Consider the following 24931-nt stretch of genomic DNA (forward strand, 5'->3'; position numbering starts at 1 on the left):
CGAATTGATTGTAATTCGCCCTCGTCACTCGTTCTCTATTTATTTATGCGATGGAAAGATCGAAACCGCCATTCCCGGGGTTAGAGTAAGCTCCAATAGTCCCCCAACCACCCGGTGTCCAAGCTGCAATTCTTTTAATCCTTCCACCGTGATCTGGTAGATATCGGCGGCGGTCACACCATTCCATTCCGGCGGCAGTGACCAGCTCATCATCGAATAGCCCGCCTTACTGAAGGCGATCAACTCGGGCCGTTCTTGCCACAGGGCAGGGAAAAGCACATCGTCCTCCACCCGCAGCGGTATGCCGGCGCGACGGACGGAACGATCGACGAGGTGAACAGAATGACCGCCCGAATAATGAACGACCCTGTTATTGCTCTCTCCCTCCATCCGTATGCGATCTAGCGAGTTCAAATACTGATATTGCAGCATTCTCGTACAGATCTGCTCGATGAACAGATCATGCCAATCCTCGCGGGGAATTCCATTATCGGAATCCCAGAACACGTCCTCCCCATGCACACCGGCCCCAAACAAGAATTCCAGATCCGGTCTGTGCGGAATTCCGGGAATCGAGTAGTCGCGGATGGCGGCACCGCTCAGCAGCTTGGCGGGTCTCTCCAGAAAATGCTTCTCCTGGTTCTGATCGAACCACCAGCACCACGGTTGCAATCCGATGAACGGATCGTTGCGATGATGGGTGAAGTTTTCGCTTGTCACATCGATCCCGCGACCACGGAAATAGCGGATCGTCCGTCGCATGTAGGAGGACTCCTCCTCCTGAGAGACGCCCCGGAAAACATTCGCTCTAGGAAAATAAGCGTCCAGGTGTACAGTTCCGGCCTTATCAAGCTCCAACAGCGAGATCAGTTTCTCGATTCGCTGGACGATAATCCCGCTCTCCCATTCGTTCTTATAGAAAATTTGATAGGCAGCCCTATCGTTATAGTTACCGATTTGGAGCAAAGAACCATCTTCGTTGCGCGAAATCAGATCATGCTCCATGTAAAGGTCCCAATGCGGGCTATTATCGTATGCGTCCGTCATATTGACATGAACGCTGACTGTTGTGTTATAACGTTTGGATTCTTCCGCCAACCACAAATAGCTGTCCCTCGCGGTTGGATCCTGCGGTCTCTTCAGATGGACATTCACGTCGTCCCAGGCGGGATATTTATCATCGTGGCCGTTGTACTGCCATCCGACCAAGTAAATGATTTTCGGAATACCTCTAGTAATCAGATCGATGTCCACAATATATCGAAGCGCCTGTTCGAACGTGCAGAACACCTTCGTCCCGCCTTTACCGTCCGGAGTAGCCATGCCTAGCTTCATCGTCAGCGTCTGACTGTAATCGAAATTATAAGAGCTCTCCGGCTGCATCGTTGCTTGCCAATCGTAATAATCCCCTGGAATGGATCTCCACGCTTCATTAGTATCTATTGAGTTCGTCATCCCAACCTCTTCCTCCCTACAATGAAGAAATCTGGCAGCGCCGCACATCGACGCTGTCAGACTTCGGATTTCTTTTACTTGGATATTTGAGCGTTCATCATATCCACGATCGATTGATAATCACCGATATCCGAAAGCTCCATCTTAAATGCATCCCATTCGGAGAGATCTCTTTCGCCGAGCAGGAATTTATATATATTTTCGTCCAAATACGTTTGTACCGCGGTCATAATTTGCGCTTTCTTCGCCTCGTCCTCTTTGCTCAGACGAATGACCGGTGCTTGTTCATACGGAGCAATTGCCGTTTCCGAACTTGTGAATTTCCCCATTCCCTCTTGAGGACGCATCTCCTCGAACTGACCCTTGGCGAAAAATTGTACTTTTTTGTATTTGATATAGTCCGTCGAATAGTTCTGAGGCGCGTACACGAAGCCTTGACGCGTCCATGGATTTCCGAGACCGAAATCCGAGTTTTCTTTCCAATCTCCGTTTTTGTTGATGAATTCCTTTTTGCCGTCGATCACTTCAAAAGTTTTGCCTTCTACGCCCCAATGCATCAAATCGATCATCTCAGGCGAATACTGATAATCGAGCAATTTGATGATAAGCTCAGGATTTTTCGTGTTTTTGGAAATCATGATGCCGTAGTTCGGATAGATAGTTTTACCCAAGAGGGCCGGCCCCAACACCCACTGATCACCGTACTTTTCGTTTTTCGGATTGACCGCTGCGCCCCAAGAGACGCCTTGGTCCTTAACGGAATATTGCTCCCACCAACCTCCCCACGCCAACGGAAGCATGAAGGACTTGCCTGTCGTTACTTTCGCCTTCAATTGGTCTTGCGACTGGCTCAGGAACTCGGGATCAAGCAGCTTCTCGTCGTACAGTTTGCGAATATATATTAAACCTTCTTTGAAAGACTCCTCAGACGGACCGAATACGTATTTCTCTCCGTTCCAGTAAATATCGCTTTTCGTATGGTTCGAAAGTGCTAACGCGTCTGTGAATTTTGGCCATTCCTGCGAATTGACCGGATAGGAATCCGGATACAGCGCTTTCAACTTAACGGCCGCATCATAAAATTCGTCCCAGTTTTCCGGAACTTTGATATTATGTTTTTGGAAAACGTCGAACCGGTATAATGCTGGGTAAGCAGAACCCGCTAAACCCGTATCGTTCTGGAATCCATCCCCGAAGAAGAACATTTTTCCTTCAGGCGTATACATACTCTTGTCCGCGAACTTGGTAGACTCTAAATAAGCTTTATAGTTTGGAGCGTATTCGTCCAAGTATGGCGCAATGTCTAAGAGGGACCCTTGGTTGCCGAATTGGAACATGACCTCGGCGTCCTTCACGCCCGACATAATGTCCGGAGTATCGCCACTGGCCAGCGTCAGCTTCACTTTCTCTGGATAATCGTCGCTATTCACGTAGTTCCATTTAATATCGAGCTTTTTGCCGATATACACTTCCATCTTTTCTTTCCAGAGCTTATAGAGCTCGGTATCCTTCGGATCATCCCCGAAGCTGGACATGTAAGCGTTAATCTTGATCGTTTCCTCGGCCGATTCGGTTGCCTTGGATGTCTCACCGGAATTGCTGCTGTTTACTTGCTCTGACGGCTTGTTGTTGTCCTTGCTACAACCAGCGAACACAAGAGTAGCAACGAACAGAAGACTAAGCACTAGAACCATTTTTTTATTCAAAGCGCAACCCCTCCATGAATAGTATTTGTTAATCTATGTTTAATTTAAGATCAACCGATGTTAACCTTTCACCGAACCGATCATCATACCAGACACAAAATGTCTCTGCAAAAGTGGGTAGATGAACAAAATTGGTAAAATTGTGACCATGATAGCTGCCATCCTAATGTTTTTGGGATTCAAATTGTACGTGTCGATGAATCTCTGCAGCCCGCCAACATCTGTATAATCATTCAATTCGATTGTCATCCTACGCAAGAGCAACTGGATGGGATGGCTACTTTCGTTATTGAGGAAAATCATCGGTTCAAACCACATGTTCCAGAACATGACAGCGCCGAATAACGCAAATGTCGCCAGAAGCGGCTTGGATAACGGCACGTATATGCGAAACAGAATGCTGAAATCATTTGCACCGTCCAGGTAAGCCGATTCCCGCAGTTCCTTCGGGACATCTTGGAAGAACGTACGGAAAATGATGATATTGAATGCGGTCATCGAGACCGGCAACACGACCGCCCAAATCGTATTGAACAAATGCAAATCCCTTATGAGAAGGAAGTGCGGAATAAGACCGCCTTGAAATACCATCATAATGACTACGAAAATGGCCAAAGGTTTACGGAATACGAAATCGCCGATCGCTAACGGATAAGAGAACAAGGAGGTCAACAGTAGTTGTAGAGAAGTTCCGACGACCAAAAAAACAAGCGTGTTCTTATAAGCATTCAAAATATTTTTATCCTGAAAAATGTATTGGTAACTGTGAAAGTCGAACCCTTGCGGGAAAAATGTAATCTTGCCTTGACCAACCAAACTAGGATCGCTGATCGAAACGGCAAATGTATTTAACAGCGGATAAAGCATAACAATACATAGTACGATCATAATCGTGTAATTAATAATATCGAAAACTTTGGACCCCAGCCCTTCATTATATACCTTCAACTTTTTATCAACTCCTTACCACAAGCTGTTGCCGGATACTTTCTTGGAAAAGTAATTAGCAAATATAATCAAAATGAAGCTGATCACGGAAAGCATCAAACCGACCGCAGCGCCATATTCAAATTGTCCACCTTGCACACCTACCCGATAGACATAAGTTTCGATAACGTCTGCCGTTTCATAAATTTTCGGATTGTACATTAGAAGCACCTTTTGATAATCCGTGCTTAGAATAGTCCCGAGTTTCAAGATGAGCATCACCGCTGTCGCCGGTATGATTGCTGGCCAAATAATGTATCTCAGCCTCTGCCAACGATTCGCGCCGTCTATGACCGCTGCTTCGTGTTGCGCCGGATCGACGCCGGTCAACGCTGCCAAATAGATGATGGCTCCGTAGCCCAATTCCTGCCATATACCCGCACTGATGTAAATCGGCCGAAAAGCTTCTGATATATACAGCAACGTCCTTGGTTCTGCCCCAAACCAAGACATTATTTTGTTGATGATACCCTCTAGCGATGTGAATTCATGAATAAAACCGACGACGATTACCGCGGATAAAAAATGCGGGAAATAAGTAATCGTTTGAACAGCCCGCTTAAAAAATTTGTTACGAAGTTCATTCAATAATAAAGCGAATAGGATTGGAGCCGGAAAACCGAAAATCAAGGAATAAAAAGCAAGCAATAGCGAGTTTTTAGTAATCCTCCAACTCATCGGACTATCAAAAAATGCCCTAAAATGGTCGAAGCCTACCCACGGACTTCTTAAGAAGCCCAATGATGCGTCATAGCTTTTGAACGCGATTGTAATTCCATACATGGGTAAATACTTAAAAACTAGAATAACCAGAAATCCAGGCAGCACCATTAGGATCAAGTATCGCTGCTTCCAACATTTTCGCAGAAAGCTTTCTTTTTTTCTGAGTTTCAGATTGTGCGCAAGTTGTTGATTCTGCAAATATCACCCCTCCTGTACACATATACATAATGCCAATAGAATGTAAGCGATTTCTAAATAAAAATAATCGTCTCACCAAGCCCACATCGTTCTTGGTGACCTCAGCATACGGGAGAGGATGGTTTTTAAGCAATTATCAACTATTCATATCGTTTGAATAATTTCATATCGATCGAAAATCGATTACATGTGAACGAACGAAAATCGCGCCTGCATACGAAATGTGGATAGGTCATTTATTAATGAGCTGTTCAATATTTCAACTAAGCATGACAGCCAAGAAATATCCCACTATAATGATGGAAACACTATCCAGGAACAACCAGCATTATGCAAGCGGTTACAACTCAAAGAATTGAAAACTATAGAACAATCTATCGTACAACAAGAAAAAGGGGGGCTCCAAACTTGAACAGTTTATTCCGATCTGTTTCCTCTCGATATCACAGAAGCAGCGTTCTGTATAAGCTGCTCATCGTCAACATGATTTTTATATTTCTGCTCACCGGTCTGCTCGGGTTCAACTACTCGTATTTGAAAACAAATGTCAAGGAACAAGTCCTGCGGACGAATGAAGGTTTTCTGAAGCAATTGTCCGGGGAGCTGTCTGGAGAATGGTTGGAGATTCGCAATGTGATTTACAATTTCAGCGTTAGCCCGGATACGAAACTCCTGTCCAACAATCCCAAAAATTCCCGTTCTTATTATCCCACGTTAATGGCTTACAAAAACAAAATAACACAATCCAATCTGCTGCTTCCGTTCCGGGCGCAGATCTCCACTTACTTCCCGAATCAGGACTTGGTCATCAGCGGTGACGGAACCCGCAGTTTGAGCGTGTTCTATAAGAATCTGGATGTTAAAAACGGCGGTGAAATCTGCCGTTGCCTGCTGCAAAACAAATTGGAGCGTTTGTATAATTTCCGCAATACGATCGTATTCTCGTACCGGCTATTCCCGGAAGGTTACATCTTCGTGCAAATCGCCAAGGCCGAGCTGTTGGCTTATCTGAACAATCAGACTATGTTGCTTGATAACGTCATCCTGATAAGCGATAGGGAAAATCAACTTTTTGTAAGTACAGCGACACTTGATCCAGCAGTCGCCGAGCAACGGCTTCCAGAGTTAAAAGGTTCGGTCATCATCGAAGGAAATAAATATACTCCTATCTCTCAAACAGACCCATTGTTCACTTACACCGTTTTGTTCTCGGAAAGCCAGATGCAGGAAAAGCTTAAAAAGACCAACGGATATACCATCGTCTTGTTTGCCCTTTTCTTCGCCATTAATTTGGGATTTCTGTTAATCAACTGGTCCATGTTCAAGCCGCTTAGGCTCATGGCGAGAACATTCAATCAATGGACGACGGGGCCTGCTACGAAAAATGAATTTGCGATTCTTTCGGATACGTTCAAGGAACTTAATTCCGCCACAGTCTCCATGAAACAGGAGATCACGGAGCAAGCCGACATCTTGGAGCATAACGCGCTGCTTCGGCTGTCCACGGACGAGAATTATACGATGAAGCCCAACATAAACCGGATGCTGTCCGTAAAGTATAATTCCTATGCCATACTCACGGTCATCGAAGAGAGCAGCCAAGGCCAATCCGTTACCTTGTATGCTCCGTTGCTGGAAGCCGCATTAAGCCAAATCGGACCGTACATTCGACTACATGCCCATAGTGATAAATCTATATTTATCGCAAGCTGCTCCGACACGAAAGCGCTGGAAGCTCTTGTTTCCCGCGTTTTTGAGAGCTGTCCCGATCCAGAAGACAACGGGCTTGTCTTCTGTGGTGTCAGCTCCGTTCATACGCGGCTAGAAGACATCGGCAAAGCTCTTCGTGAATCGACTGACGCGATTGACAAGCATGTCCCCAACCTAACCCATTTGAAGAGCGTCATTCTCTATCAAGATCGGAACAGCGATCAAGCGGCTGTCATCCACTTGTCCATCGATAAGGAGCAAGAACTTGTCAACTATACCCTCAAAGGAAATACGGAATCGCTTCAGCATTTTTTCGACAAAACGATCCAGAAGACTTTTAAGAATTTAACATTTGAACAGTTCCGGAACATGCTTCGTTATTTCCACGACCTGCTGCTTGTCATCATAAACAGGAAGAAGATCAGCGTTGAAGAGGTATGGGCCGTTCCGCCGGCATTTTCGCATACGTATCATCTCCAGTATTTATTCCAGCAAATCCAAGAGGGATATTTACTCGTGGCCAAGCGATCCGCCCTGCCGATTACGCCTCTTCTGGAGCAGATCAAGCAATATATTGATAATCATTATGCCAATCCGGATTTATCGTTAACACTGATTGCCGAACATTTGTCGATCACGCACGTGTATTTATCGACATACTTCAAGAAGCACTCCGGCTACAACCTGAATTACTACATGCACCATGTTCGCATCCAAGCTGCAATCCACCTTATCCAATCTCATCCGAATATGACCATGAAGGATATCGCGGAACAAGTTGGTTACTCGAATGCCGGAACGTTCATCCGGCATTTCAAGCAAATCTCCGGGACGACGCCTACGCAGCATGTTAGGTTACAGCAGGAATAGAAGCAAATAGGACACGATAAAAGTAAGGAGGCCTTCGCTTTGAAGGACCTCCCTACTGTTTTGCTCCGGCGATACCGGATCTTTATGCTTCAAATGTTATGATCCTGTCTACTCCCGCTCCGAACCGGGTAAGGCGCAATTCACCCTTCGAGTAATCGATGCTGATGAGATCGAACGCCGTCTCGGTCGCTGTACCGACCGTCCTTTCTGGGCTTTCGTCATAATTTTTGTAGCTGACCGCATTAAGAGTAGATATCATCGGAATTCCGTCATGGTACAGCACCTGGTCGATATGGACGTGTCCGAACAGGCACGCGACGACGTGTTTGTGGTTTGTTTTAATGATTTTCCAAATCTTCTCGCCGTTCTCAACCTCACCGTCGACGTACCCTTTAACCCCGCGTTGAATAATAGGCAAATGTGAGAAAATAACAACTTTCCAGTTTTCTCTTTCCGGTTTGCCAGTAAAATCGAACACCTTATGTTCGAACCAATCGACCTGCCTGTCAGAGAAGGCGTATTCCCATTGCCCGTTTTGCTGCAGCATCCCGTCCGCTTTTATTTTGTAGAGGATATCGATGCTGTTCAACATTGTGATTCTCGTCTTTTGGTCTGGGATATCATAGTAGTAATAAAGTCCGCTTTCGTTCCCTTTGTCGAAGGAAACCGTTCCGTTCAGACATTGGTAAATATCCGCATAGGCCTCGATCGGGAAGATCACATGATTAGCCCCTTTTAATTTCCAGTGAAAATCATGAACCGAATTATCGTCATGGTTTCCCCTAGTCGGAAAGGCGGGACATTCCGGCATCCTAATCGCTTCCATGAACTCCAACTGGGCAAATACAACATGATCCTTTGGCCCATTCTCAACGATGTCACCCCCGACGACAATACAGTCCGATGAGAGCGCTTTGGCCGCGTGCTTGACCGCAGCCGCAGCCCGAAGCTGATTCCCTCCCGGCTTATGATGGGGGTCGGTGTAGAACACGATGTCTACGGTCTCTTTCGCCTGCGCTTGTTTCGCTCTATCGATCGCCTGGCTTAAAGGCGCGTGATAATACTCCGGCAAATCATGATATTGATCACCCGTCAACAATGAGTCTGTTCTGTTCTCAGACGTATCCCGCCCCATATATTCGTTTATCTCCTTCATTGTTTTTAGATGCTTACGATTCTATCTTCGCCTGCTCCGAACCGCGTTGCAGTCAGTTCGCCTTTCATGAAATTGATGCTGACGATGTCAAATACCGTTTCGGTGAGGGTTCCTTTTATTTTCTCTGGGCAATCGTCGAAGTCCTTATAGGAAACCGCATTCAGCGTAGAGATCATCGGAATGTCGTCCCTCATCTGTACCTGGTCATAGTGTACGTGACCGAAAAAGCAAGCCACGACATGGCGACGGTTCTCGCGAATGATTCTCCACATCATTTCGCCGCCCGCTACTTCATGATCGGCTCCGGTCATGCCGCTTTGAAGAATAGGGACGTGAGAGAAGATCACGACCTTCCACTCATCCGCGTTCGGTTTGCGGGTGAAATCGAATACTTTGCGCCGAACCCAATCCAACTGTCTTTCGGAGAAGGAGTATTCCCATTGACCGTTCTGCCGAAGCAACCCATGATCCGCTGTAACGTAAGGGATATCGATGCAATTCAGGATGACGATCCTCGTATTCTTGTCCGGGATGTCATAGTAGTAATAGAGTCCGCATTCGTTTCCTTTATCGAATGCAACCGTGCCTTCCAATGGTTTAAGCCAATTCTCGTAAGATTCGATCGGGAAGATGACGTGCTCTACGCTTCCGGTTTTTCGATGAAAGTCGTGTATGGAATTATCATCATGGTTGCCTTTTACCGGGAACACGGGACAGTCTGGTACCCGAAGCGCGTTAAGAATTTCTCTTTGTGATTGCTCGACCTCCTCTTTCGGGCCGTTCTCGCTGAAATCTCCGCCACACACGATCGCATCCAATGGAATCGATTTCGCCAACCGCCGGATGGCCGCAGCCGCATGAAGCTGATTACCTCCCGGCATATGATGCGGATCCGTATAGAAGAGCACCCGAACGATCCCAGCTCCTTGATCTTTCATTGCCTTATTGGCGACTGCCGAAAGCTCGGAACGGAAATACTCAGGGATATCCCTGTCCTGTTCAAAACGGTTCACTCGACGGCCTCCTTGAACAAGCCTACGGGAACTTGGCCTGACCAGGTGTCCGGTACCTCTAAACCGAGCGCTTTAACGACGACAGCAGCAGTATCTTCTATGCGAATCAGCTCCGACTCGGTAGGGTTGGATACGTTCGGGCCTGCGCAGCCCCAGAAAATCGTCACGTCCTTCGGATGATCACTGCCGTGGTTCTGCGGATCCTCGCCGCCCCCGCCATGATCCGCAAGAAATATAATCAGACTTTCCTCCAACAAGCCCTTATTCCGAAGAAGATCGAGAATGTTGCCCACCAATTCGTCTGTCTCTTCTATGACCTCCAAGTATAGCGGTGACCCGTAACCGAAGTTATGTCCCGCACCGTCGATTCCGTCGAATTGGATGAACATGATCTTGAAGTCCGAATGCTTGTCGGCAAAGTCGGCTACTTCTCGGACTAGATGCTTATCGGCATGGACGTTTGCGATATACGTCGCAACCCCCTCTTCGATAATTCCGTCATTGATCGGCTTCCATGCGCTGAACGAGGCGATTACGGCCGATGGATCGGCCGCCTTGACGAGTCTCATGAAAGAAGGATAAGGCGAATCGGCCGGATACTTGCTTTTCTCGGCTCTTTCGTTCGTCAGGCCGTGCAGTTTCGGCTTCACCCCGTGGAACATAGATCCCCAACACTCTCCGCTAATGGTCGGAATCACCGTTTGGGCAGAGTACGTAATAAATCCGCCGTCCAATGCTTGATCGATATTCGGAGTACTCGCTTGATCGATCATATTCCCGGCGCCATCCAAGCCGATAACAATTACTCTTTTCGTTAATTCCTTCACTTTGATCATCTCCTTTATTAGTTATCCGCTCATTCCAACTACAATAATACCGGCTGTTATCGCGGAAGCTGTCACAAGCCTTCTGAACCCGCTTTTTTCTTTTAATAACCATATTCCCAGCAAAGTAGCCATGACCGTACCCACTTCCCTAATCGGAGCCAAGTGGGACACCGGTGCTAATTCCAACGCAACGAGGAACAAGAAATAGGAGCCCGGCATCAGGATTGATCCGAGCAGGATCATTCGTTTATTTCTTCGCCACTCGCCCGTTAACGATTGTAGGTTCAGCATCGTTCGACTATTTCCTAGCATGAAACCAAAGTTGGAAACCGAAATCAGAATCAAAGGAGAAACGTATTGCAAAGTCATTTTATCAATGAGCACATACGAAGTAATACATAACCCTACTCCCACAGCGGTCAATACAGGCTTCATCTGCAAAGCTTGACCTGATGCAGAGCCCCTCTTCCATTCGCTTAGCCCCAATATGCCGATAAATATAATACTGACTCCAATCCATCCCCATAGAGATAATCGCTCGCCCATAAATATGACGCTAATCAAAGGAATAAGCAGCACTCCCGTACCACGCTGGATCGGATAAACTTGCGACAAATCACCGAGCGTGTACACTTTGGATAACATCCATGCATATGCCGCTTGTGCTGTCATGGACATCAACAATAGAACATAAACCTCCGGCGGATAGCTCCTGCTCAACAATTGTGTCAGTAATACGGGAATAAGCAGCATATTCGCCGCAATGACAATGAGGGAAAGAAAAGCTTGCTTATGTTTACTTTTCTTAGCGAATAGATTCCATAGAGCGTTCATTGTACCTGACACTAGAACTAACGATACAGCGATCCACAGCATACCAAAACCTTCTTTGCGATTTATTGCCTTAACAAGATGGCGAAAGTCTAATCCGTATTCATGTTTTGAATCTAAGAACGACTTTTCCGCGCTCTTCCTCGAAATGAATGCTCAATTTCAATAAGCGGCCGTCTTTGCAATCGCTGTCATCAATCGTAATCGCGAGTCCGATATTGGAATGCTCCTCAAGCGTGTACGAATCTGGAACCTTAATCCAGTAATGCTCTGTCGTTCCTCTCCCCCCGCACAGCTCGAGCCGCAAGCGGTTATTGTCCCAGCATTCGTCGAGCACGCTGACCGCATCCATGCTAACGTGACGGGAAGAGCCAATCAATTGCGGCCGGTTCTCGGCTTTACATAATCCGACGATCTGGCAAGCTCCAAGCTCTAATGGATCTAACGCGATCGCTCCAGAAAACTTGCCTAAATAGTTTTGCTTCCAGAAATCGAATGCATGATACGCGTCACTCGGATCCAACGCCAATGCTTCAAGCTCCAGTTCAACCTCCGTTAGCGGAACAACCGCGAATCGGCCGGCAACGCACCAGCGGCGAAATGGAAGGTCAAAATGAATGGCCCAGAGCGACGCCGTCGCATACGATTCCCGCGTTTCGAAGTTCAAACCCAGCATCGCATACGCATACTCTTCGCTCGTCTGATTAGCATTGTGCTGCGGAAGACATAAGTCCAAAGGAAAGGTCATATCCAACGGTCCGGTTTCCCCTGTCATCGTCGGCAGCGAGGGGATGCAGCGCTGAATGGAGCGAATCCTTTCGCTATCGTACAGGTCTGTATTATCGCTAATGATCAACAAGCCACCCGTTAGCGATACGAGCGAAAGTAGCGATTGACCCCAGGCTTCCTCTGTTCGCACGCAGACGTAATCGGGATCGTTCAAGTACAAAATTCGTTGCGTGTGATACCATCGGGCTGTCTCCACCATTTGCTTGCAAATCGCTGTCCAGCTCGCATTGGAATCCCCCGCAATTCTGCAAGCATCGACGATGCCGACCGCTTCCGTTAACACACCCCAGCATGCGAGGAAATATGCATCCTCCCCGAGCTGCTCTCGCGCACATTGGAGATAAGCTCGCAAGCTGCGAGATGCTTCTTCGCTCGTTATACGACCTTCATGAACAGCCTTGTGCAAACCTTCGTAAAGATAGTGACGAATTTGATCTGTTTTGAAATAGCTGTAGCCAATTTCCTTCAATCCCTTGTACAGTGGTGCGACCTGCTCTGCAAGCGTCTCTGGCACTGCCTTAATCACGTAATCAATCCATCCGCCGTATAGCGAATCGCCGTTGATATCCCGCTCGAAAAGGTCGCGATGCGCAGCGACGAACTCAGGATTCGTGACCATCGCGCTCGTCCATATGCCCGCCTGAAAATCTCGCCCCACGATGCTAGAAATCATACCATCATGTCCGTCAGGAATGCGCTCGTTTGTCTGTAGCCAAGCGTCAGCGACGATGCCATCTTTCTCTGGCGGAATGGCCTCACGCTGGAACCCGTCATCGATCTGTATGTGAGTCAGACCATAGGGCTTGAAGTGGGTTTCCAAGAATGCTGCCGTACGCTCTATATCTTCCCCGGTTACCCGTTGTGCGAATGCCTCCCATGAACTCCAGCCGGTTATCGGCTGCAATTGCGGACGCCATTGCCAAGGCTTATGGTACTCGTAATGAAGATGCATCCGATAATAATGCATTCGTAAGTTGACGATCCAAGGCTGCAAGCCCCCCTCTATGTCGAGTTCAGCTTGCCAGTTCCCTTCTTCGTTCTGCTCTAAGCGCGATTTTGTCCACTTCCATCCTGCTCCGTGCCAATCGATCAACAAATCCTGTAGAACATCGTACAAGCCATTAACCCCTGAGAGCAGCGGTTTGCCGATCTGTCCAAGTATGGCCTGCCCTTTCACCGCACGATTCGGCCGCATGTTGATCGCTTCTTTACTCAATTGAACGATGACTTTGACCGCAGCCGGTTTATCCAACACCAAGTACAGTTGCTGGATCAATGGGCTGCTTTGGATATTGCCGTTCGATACTTCCCGATAATACGGCTTTATCCCCACCGGAATTCTCATTGACAGTAAGCGACTGCCGTTATAATCGTAATTTAGTAACCGAGTGCTGTCATCCCAGCTTTGCGCCGCATGTGCAACAGGCGGTTCCTTGTTTGATATCGAACTCATCCAAAGACCTCCATGTACGATAGATTTCCCCTCACTGTCATGCTAATCAAGTGTATGTTCAGACACAACATTCATTATTTAATCTGGCACTCGAAAATGCATAAGCACGATATTCAATTATTCATATCTCTATCAAATCTTTAAACGAACGACCCTAAAGCATCTTTTTTCGCAATGATCTTAATAAAGCGAAATAGTTGATCCCTCCTTTATGTGATAGATTTTAAGACATCATCTTCTACTCTAGAAAGGAACTGTGATATGACGATCCAACAAACAGAGCGGTTATTCATGATGGAAAACAACGGCATGAAGGTTTCGCTAGACAAGAGAAGTTTAATTCTGCGGGTGGATACGGGCGATGTCACGTGGGAAACCGTTCCCGAGGCCGCGAGTATGGCATTAGGATTCGAGGATACTGGTCGAGTTCAAATCCCTCTTAGTCAGGCTGAGAATAAAAGCTTCTCACCGATTGTGTCGGGCTACTTCCAAGGCATCCGCATCCAGCTTAATCACTCTTCCGAAGACGGGATTGCCAGCGGGATTCAAACGGTTATTACCGTTCTGATGAATACACATCACTGTGAACTCGTGTTTGAAGTTCTGGAAGTTAGCGAAGGAAAGGACGTATGCGAAGTCGTCTGGCCCGGTTCTTTCCATTACGCCAGTACTCGCGAGAGTGATTATACGGTCGTGCCGGCGATGCAAGGCTACTTAATTCCGGGAAATTGGCTGCAACCTATCCGCAGATATCATCAAGGAATGATGTTCAGCAGGGATGCCTATATGCCGTGGTGGGGGCAGGTTAAAGATGGGAATGGCTATCTGTCTATCATCGACACGCCCGCAGATGCACGACTGTCCATAGAGCATATTCCACTCGTGCACACGCTAGCGCAAGTCGTATGGATTCATTCACTTGAGCGCTTCAACGCTACGCGGAGACTGCGCATTCGCTTCGCGAAAGAAATGAATTATGTCGTTATGGCTAAGATGTATCGCCAATATGTACGCAGCCTAGGGAAATTACGCACATTGACAGAGAAGCAAGTGCAGAAACCACAATTATCTGCATTAATCGGCTCGGCCGTTGTACATACGAGCGTGCATACTCGCATTGCACCGGAGTCTTATTATTTCGATAAGGAAAATCCCGAGCTTAACGACTATGCCGTATCCTTTGAAGAGCGGGCCCTACAGCTCATAGCACTCAAAGAAAAATATGCCGGTAAGCTCTATGTCCATGTGGATGGGTGGGGGCTTAATGGCTACGACAATCTTCATCCTGACGTCCTCCCACCAACCCCTAAGGGTGGCGGATGGGAAGGATTCAGGAAGCTTCAAGAGGTTTGCCGAGCGGAACAGATCTTACTTGCGCTGCACGACAATTATCGCGACTTCTATCATGATGCCGCTTCCTACGATCCTAATCTGACGATTAAGGACAGGAAAGGAACGCAGGAATTTTCTGACTACTGGGCAGGTGGCGCCCATAGCTGGCTTTGTACAAGCTTGTCCAAAGGCTATGTTGAGCGTAATCACGATCTGATGCACGAAAACGGTATCCATCCGGATGGCGTTTACATCGATGTGTTTGCCGTAGTGCCTGGCGATGAATGCTATGATTCGGGACATCGGATGACCAGAACAGAATGCTTTGCTTACCGTACCTCTTGCTTTGAGGAAATCCGCTCTAGAGGGATGCTGGTCAGTTCGGAGGAACCCACGGATTGGGCATTGCCTGCTTTGGATCTCGTCCATCATGCTCCCTATGCGCTTGATCCGGACCCTGGAGGCGGCAATAGCATCGGCGTTTCAACACCTTTATTTTCCCTTGTCTATCATGATGCGATCATTGTGCCCTGGTCATTGAATAGAGGGGACTGGGGAATACCGAAGACGGATCTCGGATCACTTCATGGTTTGTTGAATGCCGGCGTCCCTTATCTATCAATCCAACCTTCGGACAAAGAAATTCCGATCGTCCGGACGCTAGCTCGGCTTCATCAGCTTGTAGGGGCTCTTGAGATGACGAGTCACGAATTTATTGAAGGAGGTAATTGGCGCAAGCAAAGAAGCACGTACTCAGATGGTACAATCGTCGAGATTGATCTAGACAAGGACAGTTTTACGATCGTTGCGGCTAACGAGGAGGCATTCTCTTCAGAAGGACTTCATTTGGCAGATTAACGCCAAGCCGAGTCGAAACTAATGACCTCTCGTTCAATTTCAGATTGACACCCCCGTAATCCATCCTTTAGAATTATACTGACTAGTCAGTTCAAAAAAACTAAAGGATGGAGGAATTCATATGAAAATCATGACAACGAAAGGCTCTCGTTTCATTGATTCTCAAGGACGCCAAGTCATTCTTCACGGCATAAGCATGGTTTGTAAGGACAAGGAAAAAGGATATATTGATGATTGGACACAGACGGATTTTCTAAAATTAAAGCAATGGGGATTCAACGTCATCCGGCTGGGAATTATCTGGGACGGAATCGAACCGTCGCCATCTCAATTCAACGGCCAATACGTAGATAACGTCCGGGAGATGATCCGGTTAGCCGATCAATTTGGCCTATACGTCATTCTTGATATGCACCAAGATTTGTATAGCTCGCTATACGCGGACGGCGCCCCTGCCTGGGCCACGTTGACTGACAACCACGAGTATGTCCGAACCAATCTATGGAGTGATGCCTATCTGTTCGACCGGGCAGTACAAACCGCATTCGACCACTTCTGGAACAACACCCCTGCTTCCGACGGCGTTGGCTTACAGGACCATTACGTATCAGCTTGGCGTTTCGTCGTCGAAAGGCTTCGCGACGAGCCTAATCTGATCGGATACGATATGATGAACGAACCCTTCATCGGCTCCAAAGTCGGGGAAATGGTTCAATGCATGTTTGCCGAATACGGAGAACATGCAGCAGAACTAACGGGACAACTCCCACCTAACATGGAAGAGCTACTGAACGTATGGCTCGATCCCGAGAAGAAGCTACAGGCACTAAGTTTGTTGGATTCCATCGACGTTTATCGTCAAGTCATGCATGCGACGGCACCCGCGCAGGTCGTTTTCGAACGGAATGTGCTCTCTCCTTTTTTCCAGAAGACGGGCCAAACTATTCGCGCAGCCGATCCTGACCGAATTCTATTTCTTGAAACGAATTACTTTTCTAATCTGGGAGTGACCAGTTCGATCCAACCGATCGTGGGGCAAAACGGCCAACCAGATGCTCAGCAAGCGTATGCGCCGCATGGCTACGATTTGGTTACAGATTCCGATTACGTGCACGTTGCCAATAGCGGTCGCGTCGACTTTATTTTCGACAATCACGAGCAAACTCAGAACAGGCTGAACATGCCGATGGTCATCGGGGAATGGGGAGCTTACGGCGAGTCCCATCTGGCGGAACATGCGTGTCTTGACGTTCAGAAAAACTTTGAACGATTGTTATGCGGTGATATTTACTGGTGTTATTTGTACCCCGAGATGGATCAATACAGTTCCTTTAACGGAGTGTGCCGAGGCTTTCCTTCAGCGGTCGCCGGGAAAATCCTGAGCTACTCCTATGATCGCGATCACAACCGTTTCGAGATGGAGTGGGATGAGGATGCCAGCCTCGACGTATCGACGAGAATCTATTTCCCGGATATCAAAGCCATGCAGTCCGCAGACTTGACGCTAACCTCCGTTGAGAGTGGATATGAATGGTCTGGCTTAGAGGGCACGACAGCGGGTTTTCTTTGCTTGCAGCCATCAGGTGGAGGAAGAAGGACGCTGAGAATCGATTAAGTCCCCTTCATATGGTATACTCTAGGGAAAATCGATTCGTAAGAAGGGACCGATAGTACGGTGAGCAGAAATAAAATTATCGATGCCGCAATCAAAATTTTTTCCGAATTCGGTTATCACAAGACGAGCATGGACGACATCGCCAAAGAAGCCAACGTAGCTAAGGGCACGCTTTACTATCATTTCTCGGGCAAAGGGGAACTGTTCGAAACGATCGTGACAGACGGACTTCAAATGCTGATGGAGAAAATCGAGGACGTGCTTCAGGATGACGAGACCGCCGATAAGCAAATCCAGAAAATTGTTAGCAAGCATATCGAGTTATTCTTGCAATACGGAGAGCTTATTCATATTATCTCTAATGAGATTACGAACGGAATCGAGCCGGATATATTGGAGCGGATCGGTGTAATTAAGCAGAATTACATTGGTTTCATGTCTAAAGTCCTCCGCCAGGGACATAATGACGGGGACTTAAATAAGCTGAACTTCGAGCTCGCAGCTGCTTGCCTACTCGGCATGTTAGAAAGTGCGAGCACCTATGCCGTCAAACACAAGGAAGCTGTCACAAGCGAGCAGTTGCATGAGACGATCAATGCTTTTGTGATTCCGGCGCTATTGAAAAAATATTAATCTTCCCCCTTTGAAATCAGGACAATTTTCTTTAATACTCGGATCAAGCTGCGCATGATAGATAGCAACAGCAATATCACATCTGGTCGTGTTGAGTAAAAATCAAAAAGACTACTCCGTTCATCAAAACTCAAACGGAGTAGTCTTTTAGGGTCTTCTAGTAATTATTATTATTGCAGTATCGCTTTGGCTACGATTGCAAGGTCTAGTATATCAACCGTACCGTCATGATTTACATCTGTTTTCTCGTTCCAGTCCGCTTGACCTTGAGGTGAACCGTAAACCTTCGCAACAATTGCCAAGTCTCCAATAGAGATACTTCCATCTCTATTGACATCTGCAGTTATTTTCTTGGCATCAAATATTTGAATTGCTGTTTCCATTGCAGCCTTCGCGCTATCCACCAGCTGTTGAGAAGCCTTAGGATCATTTGCTATCGTAAGGGCCGTATCGATCGCCGACTGCAATACCGTTTTGGAGCCAATTGTATAAAGTCCATCCTCATTGCCTTCCACTGCTGCATGCTGCTTGGCTTGAGCGCTTGCGATTAAAGTATTCAAGAGTGTCTTGTCTACAGGTGTAGTTGGTATACTTATTTGAATCTCGCGGGAGGCTCCACCGACCTGTAGCTCTTTCCCCTGTCCGTTAGCAATTACAACCTGGTCAATAGAAATGGTCGTATTCGTTTCTTGAGACACGGAGTTTGCCTTGAATTTGAATGAGAGCAAATCGCCCTGAGCTGGAACGTTCACACCCACACTGGCAAGTATTATCCGGATTTGTCCGGGGGATTTCTCTTTTGTACTTATGACTTGGAATCCGTCCTTAAGTGATGTAACCGTTTCAAACTGTACATTCAACGGATCAAAGTGTAGCGTCAAATCTTGAGCATTTACCGATTGGTACACACTTTGCGTGACGTTGTTCAATCCCATTGTTAGTTCAAATGATTGACTTTGGGAAACCTTCTGCTCGCCAGTTAAAGTAGCTTGAGGTATTAAAGAGTCTGGCAATACAGTCACACTTATGCTTGTTGTTAACGCTACGTTATTCGGATTTGCAACTCCGTTAGGCAAGGTTACCACTCCGCTAACTGTGAACGTCTGCCCTGTCGTCGTAGCTGGAACATAGTTTGCAGCATTCACATTCCATACCACACTCGTATCATAGCTGCGTTTATCCGTCACTAGTGCAACTTTTGTTGGCAAGCCAAGAGCCGCAGCCGTCTTTGCTGTTCCGTTAGCAACCCCAGTGATAGCTGTTGGTGTAGTGATTCTTTCGAATACCGGTACATCATATACTTCGAATTCGGTGATGTTCGGTTCAATCCCCCAACCATTGGAGTCTGTTTTTGTGCCTGTAATTAAAAATCTGACTTTTTGTGCGGTTACAGCAGTAAATGTGTGTTTAACAGGCACAGCTATTGTAGTTCCACTCGCAAGATCAACCCAGCTTGAACCATTATAATACTGTATCTTATTCCCTGTTGTTCTATCTAGAAACTCACTCAAAACGACCTGATTAAATGATTTACTGGAACCAAAATCGATCTGGAGCCACTCGTTACTACCTTTTCCGGTTGCTGGTGCCCACTTAGAGGTTGTATTTCCATCCTTCGCATTATTAGGTACAAAATCATTATTCATTTGGCTTGAAGCTGTTGCTGTTGCCGTTAAAGATAGATTTACATTCGGATTTGGAATTACGGGAACATAGTTATTGCTTCTGGATACACTAAAACCTTGCGCCGCATCTATAGTATCTGTATCCGTATACATATAGGATAAGGCTATACTTTTAGTTACTCCGCTTTGTATAAAGCTATTACCATCAACAGATACATTTTTTGACCCCTGAAAACTAAGCTGAAGTCCGCCTTCCTGAATAATATTATTGTTAAAGCTGAAGCCGTTAACACCTTTAGTATAAATACTTGTATTTCCGTTCATTTTAAATACGTTACCATCAATATTGATATTACTATGCACGGTTTTATCCGGGTTCGTTGAGAAAGTGCTTGGTTCGATGCTAATAACAGGGTTAACTCCATAATTGAAAGTATTATTGCTTATTGTTACATCTTTAACCATGCCAGATTCGTACCAACTACTTGCGTCGTCAGCAATAATAATTGAACTCATTTTCGGTCTATTAAATGTGTTATTATCAATCAATACTTTCCCGCGAGTAGTCACCAATATGGGTCTGGTCGAAAGGGAGTCGAATGTGTTTCCTGTAATCGTGACATTTGGAGTCCAGGTAACGTTCTCAACGTAGAAATTATTCACACTAATCATGCTTGGAACATCTTTATCTAGTGTTAGAAGAATATCGGAATCATTTATCCGTGAGATCGCAGTCACTTTAGCACTATCAACGGACAGCAAGCTGGAGCCCTCAATATATTCAATCGTGTCGTTAACAGTAAAAGCATCAAATCCCCAGCTCTGTGAGTGCATAAATCTTACTTTAATCTGGTTGGAAGCTGGTTTATCAACGATTCGAAGATGAGTTCCGTGAACGTTGATCGGGTCGTCATGAGCTCCGAAAAAGTTGGAATTATTGACTTTGATCTTGCCTTTGACTCCAGAAAATTGCATGAAATCAGCCATAGAAGCATTCGTACGGCCACTGCCAGTTTTTGGGGCGAAATTTAAATTCTCAAAGTCAAGATTCTCACTATATTGTCCTACGATTCCAAGCCCAGGGGCAGCGTGGAAACTTACTCCTGTCCACGTTACATCTTTGCTTCTGTAGATAAACGCGCCTTGTTCTTTTCGTATATCATTGCGAAGCTGATAAGTATATCCGTTTACAGCTGCTGGAGCAGAGTTAAAGTTAAACCTTACTTTCCTGTTCCCCAAATCCTGCGCACTAACCACGCCTGATAAAGGATTCGATGATCTCCATGTTTCTTTTGTATTGGGATTATACCCCTGCACTTGCGTGATGTTCGCAAATCCGCCAGCTACCCAATTATCGAGCGGATTGCCGTTACTATCCACTTCTCCAGTCCATTGAAGCTTGTTGTTAGCGATTTTATACAACGAATCTGGATGAATATCTGCTTCGAAATACGTGCTGCCAACTGTAGTTACGGTCAGTTCGGACATAACAGGTCGCTTAAAGTCAAAACTAATGTTATTCATATTCACATTGGTAGCATGGTCAAATACGATGGGTGTCATTACACCGTGGAATAATAACGTTGATCCGTTACCCCGAATCGTGATGTCGCTTATATTTTTAAACAATAGCCCTATCTTTCTCAACCCACCTGGTGTTTGCGATGCTGTTGAGGCATTTGAAATATAGTACTGAGCACTAATGGCAGATGAATCTTTAAAGTTATACGTCCCGTTAGGAAAATCTAAAATTACCGGCTTGGTGGCATTTTGGGCGGCTGCAATCGCTTCATTAACTGCTGGTCCTGCGTCGTCCCCTGTGTAGTTGACGGTTATGACTGAATAGGTTTCACCATCTTTGATTTCCGTCGTTTTTGTATAACTAGTAGCAGCAGAGGCTGTCGGTACGTGGAATATACATATTATTACAAGAAGTAAGAAGGATAGAGCTATCGCATTTAAAGGTTTTAATGACATCATTTTCCACCTCTCGAAATATGTGATCGCTTCCAGTCTGGGTTTTAACACTCTTTTCGATCCCCCCATAATCCCTAAGAGTTCATTTGTTAAGCCTGCAAATATCATATTTTAGCACCGCTATAATAAACATGGAATTTTATCTTTTTTTACTTGTAAAATTAGATGAGTTATTCCATGTCATGTGAATTTCTCATAAAGATTAGTACAAAAAAAGCGAACCGGATAAAAGCTCCGCTTCGCTCACTCACTGTGCCGCCGGCACTATTCTGTTTGTTGCAAACTATTTACTAGTGCCAAGTAATAAATTCACAATCGTATCAAGCTGAAGCTCTAATGAAAAAGGGTCCTCCATTACGAATTCATCATGATAATTATCACCATACAAATAAACTTTACCATTTTTCACTGCAGGTATTCTTTTCCACACTTCACTTTCCATTGCTTTATTTGTTGCATCAGCATCGCCATTATAAACAAAAATATAATCACCTAAGTATTCTGGCAGAACTTCAAGTGAAATCGATTCAAAGCCCTCCGCCATATTTTTTGCATTTTCTGTGGGAGGCAGCTGCAGCATATCGTAAATCGTGGAAGAACCATAGTTTCCGCCATTTGCTGCTAAGACGTATACCGCTTTTTCAGAAAACTGAACAACCGAAACGGTTTCCCCTTCCTTGATAATCCCGTCGAGTTTCGACTTTGCTTCATCAACTTTCTGTTCGTATTCCGTAATCCATTCTTCTGCTTCTTTTTCTTTTCCAAATATCTTGCTTACGCTCCTAAATTTATCAAGCGGTCCTGCTGTTGATAGCCCCTCCCAATAAGGCAGAAAAACAGTGGTCCCAATTTTCTCATATGTTTCTATGTTCTCATCGATTGAGCCGATAATTAAATCCGGATCTAACATCGTTAATTTTTCAGGGTTCATGGGGAATTCACCTAAATCTTCAATCTTTTCGATGGTTTCTTTGGGCATGTCCGCCTTTTCCATCCAGCCTTCATTCAGCATAAATGTTCTTACACCGATTGGAACAATTCCTAATTTCAATAAATGACCCATATATTGGTCAGCGGCCACTCTTTTCGGCTCTGCTGGTACTTCCACATCTCCCTTTGGCGTTGATACTATTCTAGTCGTCGTACTTTCTTTTGATGCTGCTTGATTTACGGTTCCATTCCCAGCACTTTGCTCCTTCGCAGCTGTACCTGTCCCGCTTGAGCAGGCATTCATTAATAGAGAACCGCATAGCAGCAATGCTGCCGTCGTCTGAGAATTTTTCAATTTAAACATATGTAAGTCTCCCTTTTCAGCAATTTGATAATGATTCTCATTATCAATATACTGATCATCTATATATTCAAAAATAGAGGATGTGGGGAAGTTTAATGGACTTTCAGCAACTTTATGTTGTTGTGTCTCTCTAGTTCTAAAATGAGCAGGTGACACACCTTTTCTTTTCTTAAAAATTCGGCTGAAATAATAGACGTCTTTATAGCCAACACTTACTGCAATTTCCCCGACAGAAGCATCAGTTGTCATAAGAAGTTCTGTTGCAAGTTCAAGCCGATACCGAATTAAATAATCAATCGGACTGATACCTGTGTGCTCTTTAAACAATGATGACAAATGATAAGCGCTGAAATTAAATGCTTCCGCAAGAGAATCTAATGTGATAGCCTCAGCATAGTACTCCTGGATATAGGTGATTACTTGGACAGCAACACTTGTTTGCTTCACTTCAGACTCTTTTCTATGTAATTCTTTTAATGCAAGATGAACAAATTGATAAAAAAGTGATTTTACGTTGAGTCTTTCTACTTGCTCGTTCCATTTTTGATGCATCATCTGAATTTTGGTATAAAGTAACATGGGTGTATCAGGGGAAAAACAATATTGTGCTTGGAAAGCATCCTTTTCATCAATCAATGCACGGTAATAAATGATATAGTAATCAAATTTCTTGCTTGTCGGAACAATATTAAGGGTCGCCCCTTTACCACTATGCAGGAATTGAAATCCTGTAAAAGAAAATTCAGACTGATCTAACTCAACTTGAGCGCTCCCATGTACCGAAAGTAAAAATACACTGGCAGGAATCCTATACTTATGAAGAATTTCGCCTTGTACCATTTCAATATGACGCACATCCAATAACTTGACCGTAGCTTGATCCCAAAGAAATATTTGATTGCTTATGTTCATAATGACCACCCCTCCGTTATCTTTCTAATGATCATCATAAATGATAACCATTATCAATAACAGTTAAGATAGTTATCTTAATAACTAAATTCATTTTAATATTATCTATGAAATCCTATTCACAAAACCTGCAAGTACTATTAAGGATGCAACCCATTCAATTACTGTTCAAGTCCTTCAAAATTGCATCGCCAATCAGACACCCATGCTGGAAAATACCCTAATCGGTGAGCTACTCTCTGTGAAGCAATATTACTTGCGATTACGTCATAACTCGGAATCTCTCCACGCTCCAGTATTTCAAAAGTTAACCTGTTTACAAGATAACTAGCCAATCCCAAATTACGATATTTGGGTAATACTTCTATGCCAATTTGCCACAGTTTTGTACAGGTTTTGCTTGCTCCTGCCACACCAACAATTTCCCCATCTTTCTTTGCAAGCACAGCTAGATCAGTCTGCCAAGGAAGATTCGCATCATATATAATAGCTTCGTTGAATCTTGTAACATCAAGTAAACTGAATACATCTTTTCGCTTAATCAGTTCAAACGAGCAAAAATTTGGCGGTGACATTGGCTTAATTCTTTTTACATCAGGCAGAAAATGCAAGTAAAGACCTCTGATAAATGGTAAGGAAAATACGGTTTCTCTGTTTTTGCCTTGCATCTGTGTTTTGGCAATTAGCAACCGTTCGGGCGAGGCCGATACTACAATTGATTTTCCCATAGACAGGATTTCGAAATAACGTGCCTTCCTCGGAAATGGTCTACATCCAGGATTTTCTTTAGCTTCAACAAAAATAATGCTATCCATTTCGCCGTTCAGGTCATCGATAGAGCAATTCAGGTCAATAGCAAGTTGTGATTGCACAGTGAACAGCATTTCTTTTTGTGTCATAATCATCGTTACCCTTCCTTTCGCTTGCCGTAATGTCTACCCCGCTAAGATGTAAGCTACAATCTACG

The 24931-nt window shown here is 45.3% G+C and carries 16 protein-coding genes; 4 read left to right on the plus strand and 12 right to left on the minus strand.

Annotated features, from left to right (window positions below):
• Positions 1-39 precede the first annotated feature (39 nt).
• The 4 genes from NSS67_RS18020 to NSS67_RS18035 all read right to left on the minus strand — a co-directional run bounded on the left by NSS67_RS18020 (position 40) and on the right by NSS67_RS18035 (position 5069).
• On the minus strand, positions 40-1455 hold the full coding sequence (locus tag NSS67_RS18020; protein ID WP_339314897.1) for an endo-alpha-N-acetylgalactosaminidase family protein: 1416 nt from the start codon (positions 1453-1455) through the stop codon (positions 40-42).
• Positions 1456-1529: 74 nt separating this feature from the next.
• On the minus strand, positions 1530-3161 hold the full coding sequence (locus NSS67_RS18025) for an extracellular solute-binding protein (protein WP_339314899.1): 1632 nt from the start codon (positions 3159-3161) through the stop codon (positions 1530-1532).
• A gap of 60 nt (positions 3162-3221) precedes the next feature.
• On the minus strand, positions 3222-4109 hold the full coding sequence (locus NSS67_RS18030) for a carbohydrate ABC transporter permease (RefSeq protein ID WP_339314901.1): 888 nt from the start codon (positions 4107-4109) through the stop codon (positions 3222-3224).
• Positions 4110-4124: 15 nt separating this feature from the next.
• Complete coding sequence (locus NSS67_RS18035; RefSeq protein WP_339314903.1) at positions 4125-5069, minus strand: ABC transporter permease subunit; 945 nt, start codon at positions 5067-5069, stop codon at positions 4125-4127.
• A gap of 408 nt (positions 5070-5477) precedes the next feature.
• On the opposite strand from NSS67_RS18035, the gene NSS67_RS18040 reads away from it, so the two are divergent.
• The gene (locus NSS67_RS18040) at positions 5478-7649 is read left to right on the plus strand and encodes a helix-turn-helix domain-containing protein (RefSeq protein WP_339314905.1); all 2172 of its coding nucleotides are present in this window, start codon (positions 5478-5480) and stop codon (positions 7647-7649) included.
• A gap of 82 nt (positions 7650-7731) precedes the next feature.
• On the opposite strand, the gene NSS67_RS18045 is transcribed toward NSS67_RS18040, so the two are convergent.
• The 5 genes from NSS67_RS18045 to NSS67_RS18065 form a co-directional block, all read right to left on the minus strand.
• The gene (locus NSS67_RS18045; protein ID WP_339314907.1) at positions 7732-8805 is read right to left on the minus strand and encodes a metallophosphoesterase; all 1074 of its coding nucleotides are present in this window, start codon (positions 8803-8805) and stop codon (positions 7732-7734) included.
• A gap of 5 nt (positions 8806-8810) precedes the next feature.
• Positions 8811-9743 (minus strand): metallophosphoesterase, encoded by a 933-nt coding sequence (locus tag NSS67_RS18050; RefSeq protein ID WP_339314909.1) that lies wholly within the window; start codon positions 9741-9743, stop codon positions 8811-8813.
• Positions 9744-9814: 71 nt separating this feature from the next.
• Positions 9815-10645, minus strand: coding sequence for an alkaline phosphatase (locus NSS67_RS18055; protein WP_339314911.1), 831 nt, complete (start codon positions 10643-10645; stop codon positions 9815-9817).
• A gap of 21 nt (positions 10646-10666) precedes the next feature.
• The gene (locus NSS67_RS18060) at positions 10667-11521 is read right to left on the minus strand and encodes a DMT family transporter (protein ID WP_339314913.1); all 855 of its coding nucleotides are present in this window, start codon (positions 11519-11521) and stop codon (positions 10667-10669) included.
• A gap of 58 nt (positions 11522-11579) precedes the next feature.
• Positions 11580-13718 carry a hypothetical protein gene (locus NSS67_RS18065; protein WP_339314914.1) on the minus strand — a complete coding sequence of 713 codons (2139 nt, stop codon included), beginning with the start codon at positions 13716-13718 and terminating at the stop codon, positions 11580-11582.
• A gap of 261 nt (positions 13719-13979) precedes the next feature.
• Here NSS67_RS18065 and NSS67_RS18070 point away from each other — a divergent pair, with 261 nt between their 5' ends.
• The 3 genes from NSS67_RS18070 (at position 13980) to NSS67_RS18080 (ending at position 18156) form a co-directional block, all read left to right on the plus strand.
• The gene (locus tag NSS67_RS18070; protein ID WP_339314916.1) at positions 13980-15908 is read left to right on the plus strand and encodes a DUF5696 domain-containing protein; all 1929 of its coding nucleotides are present in this window, start codon (positions 13980-13982) and stop codon (positions 15906-15908) included.
• A 121-nt stretch (positions 15909-16029) separates the two neighbouring features.
• Positions 16030-17523 (plus strand): cellulase family glycosylhydrolase, encoded by a 1494-nt coding sequence (locus NSS67_RS18075; RefSeq protein WP_339314918.1) that lies wholly within the window; start codon positions 16030-16032, stop codon positions 17521-17523.
• 60 nt (positions 17524-17583) lie between these two features.
• A complete protein-coding gene (locus NSS67_RS18080; protein ID WP_339314920.1) occupies positions 17584-18156 on the plus strand; it encodes a TetR/AcrR family transcriptional regulator in 573 nt (190 codons plus the stop codon).
• Between the two features lie 170 nt (positions 18157-18326).
• Here NSS67_RS18080 and NSS67_RS18085 read toward each other — a convergent pair whose 3' ends face one another.
• The 3 genes from NSS67_RS18085 to NSS67_RS18095 form a co-directional block, all read right to left on the minus strand.
• Complete coding sequence (locus tag NSS67_RS18085) at positions 18327-21809, minus strand: discoidin domain-containing protein (protein ID WP_339314921.1); 3483 nt, start codon at positions 21807-21809, stop codon at positions 18327-18329.
• Between the two features lie 232 nt (positions 21810-22041).
• Positions 22042-23964 carry an ABC transporter substrate-binding protein gene (locus NSS67_RS18090; RefSeq protein ID WP_339314922.1) on the minus strand — a complete coding sequence of 641 codons (1923 nt, stop codon included), beginning with the start codon at positions 23962-23964 and terminating at the stop codon, positions 22042-22044.
• 161 nt (positions 23965-24125) lie between these two features.
• Positions 24126-24869 (minus strand): GNAT family N-acetyltransferase, encoded by a 744-nt coding sequence (locus tag NSS67_RS18095; protein WP_339314924.1) that lies wholly within the window; start codon positions 24867-24869, stop codon positions 24126-24128.
• Positions 24870-24931: the final 62 nt, after the last annotated feature.

Origin of the sequence: Paenibacillus sp. FSL R10-2734 (assembly GCF_037963865.1) — a bacterium.
Taxonomy (GTDB): domain Bacteria; phylum Bacillota; class Bacilli; order Paenibacillales; family Paenibacillaceae; genus Paenibacillus_AQ.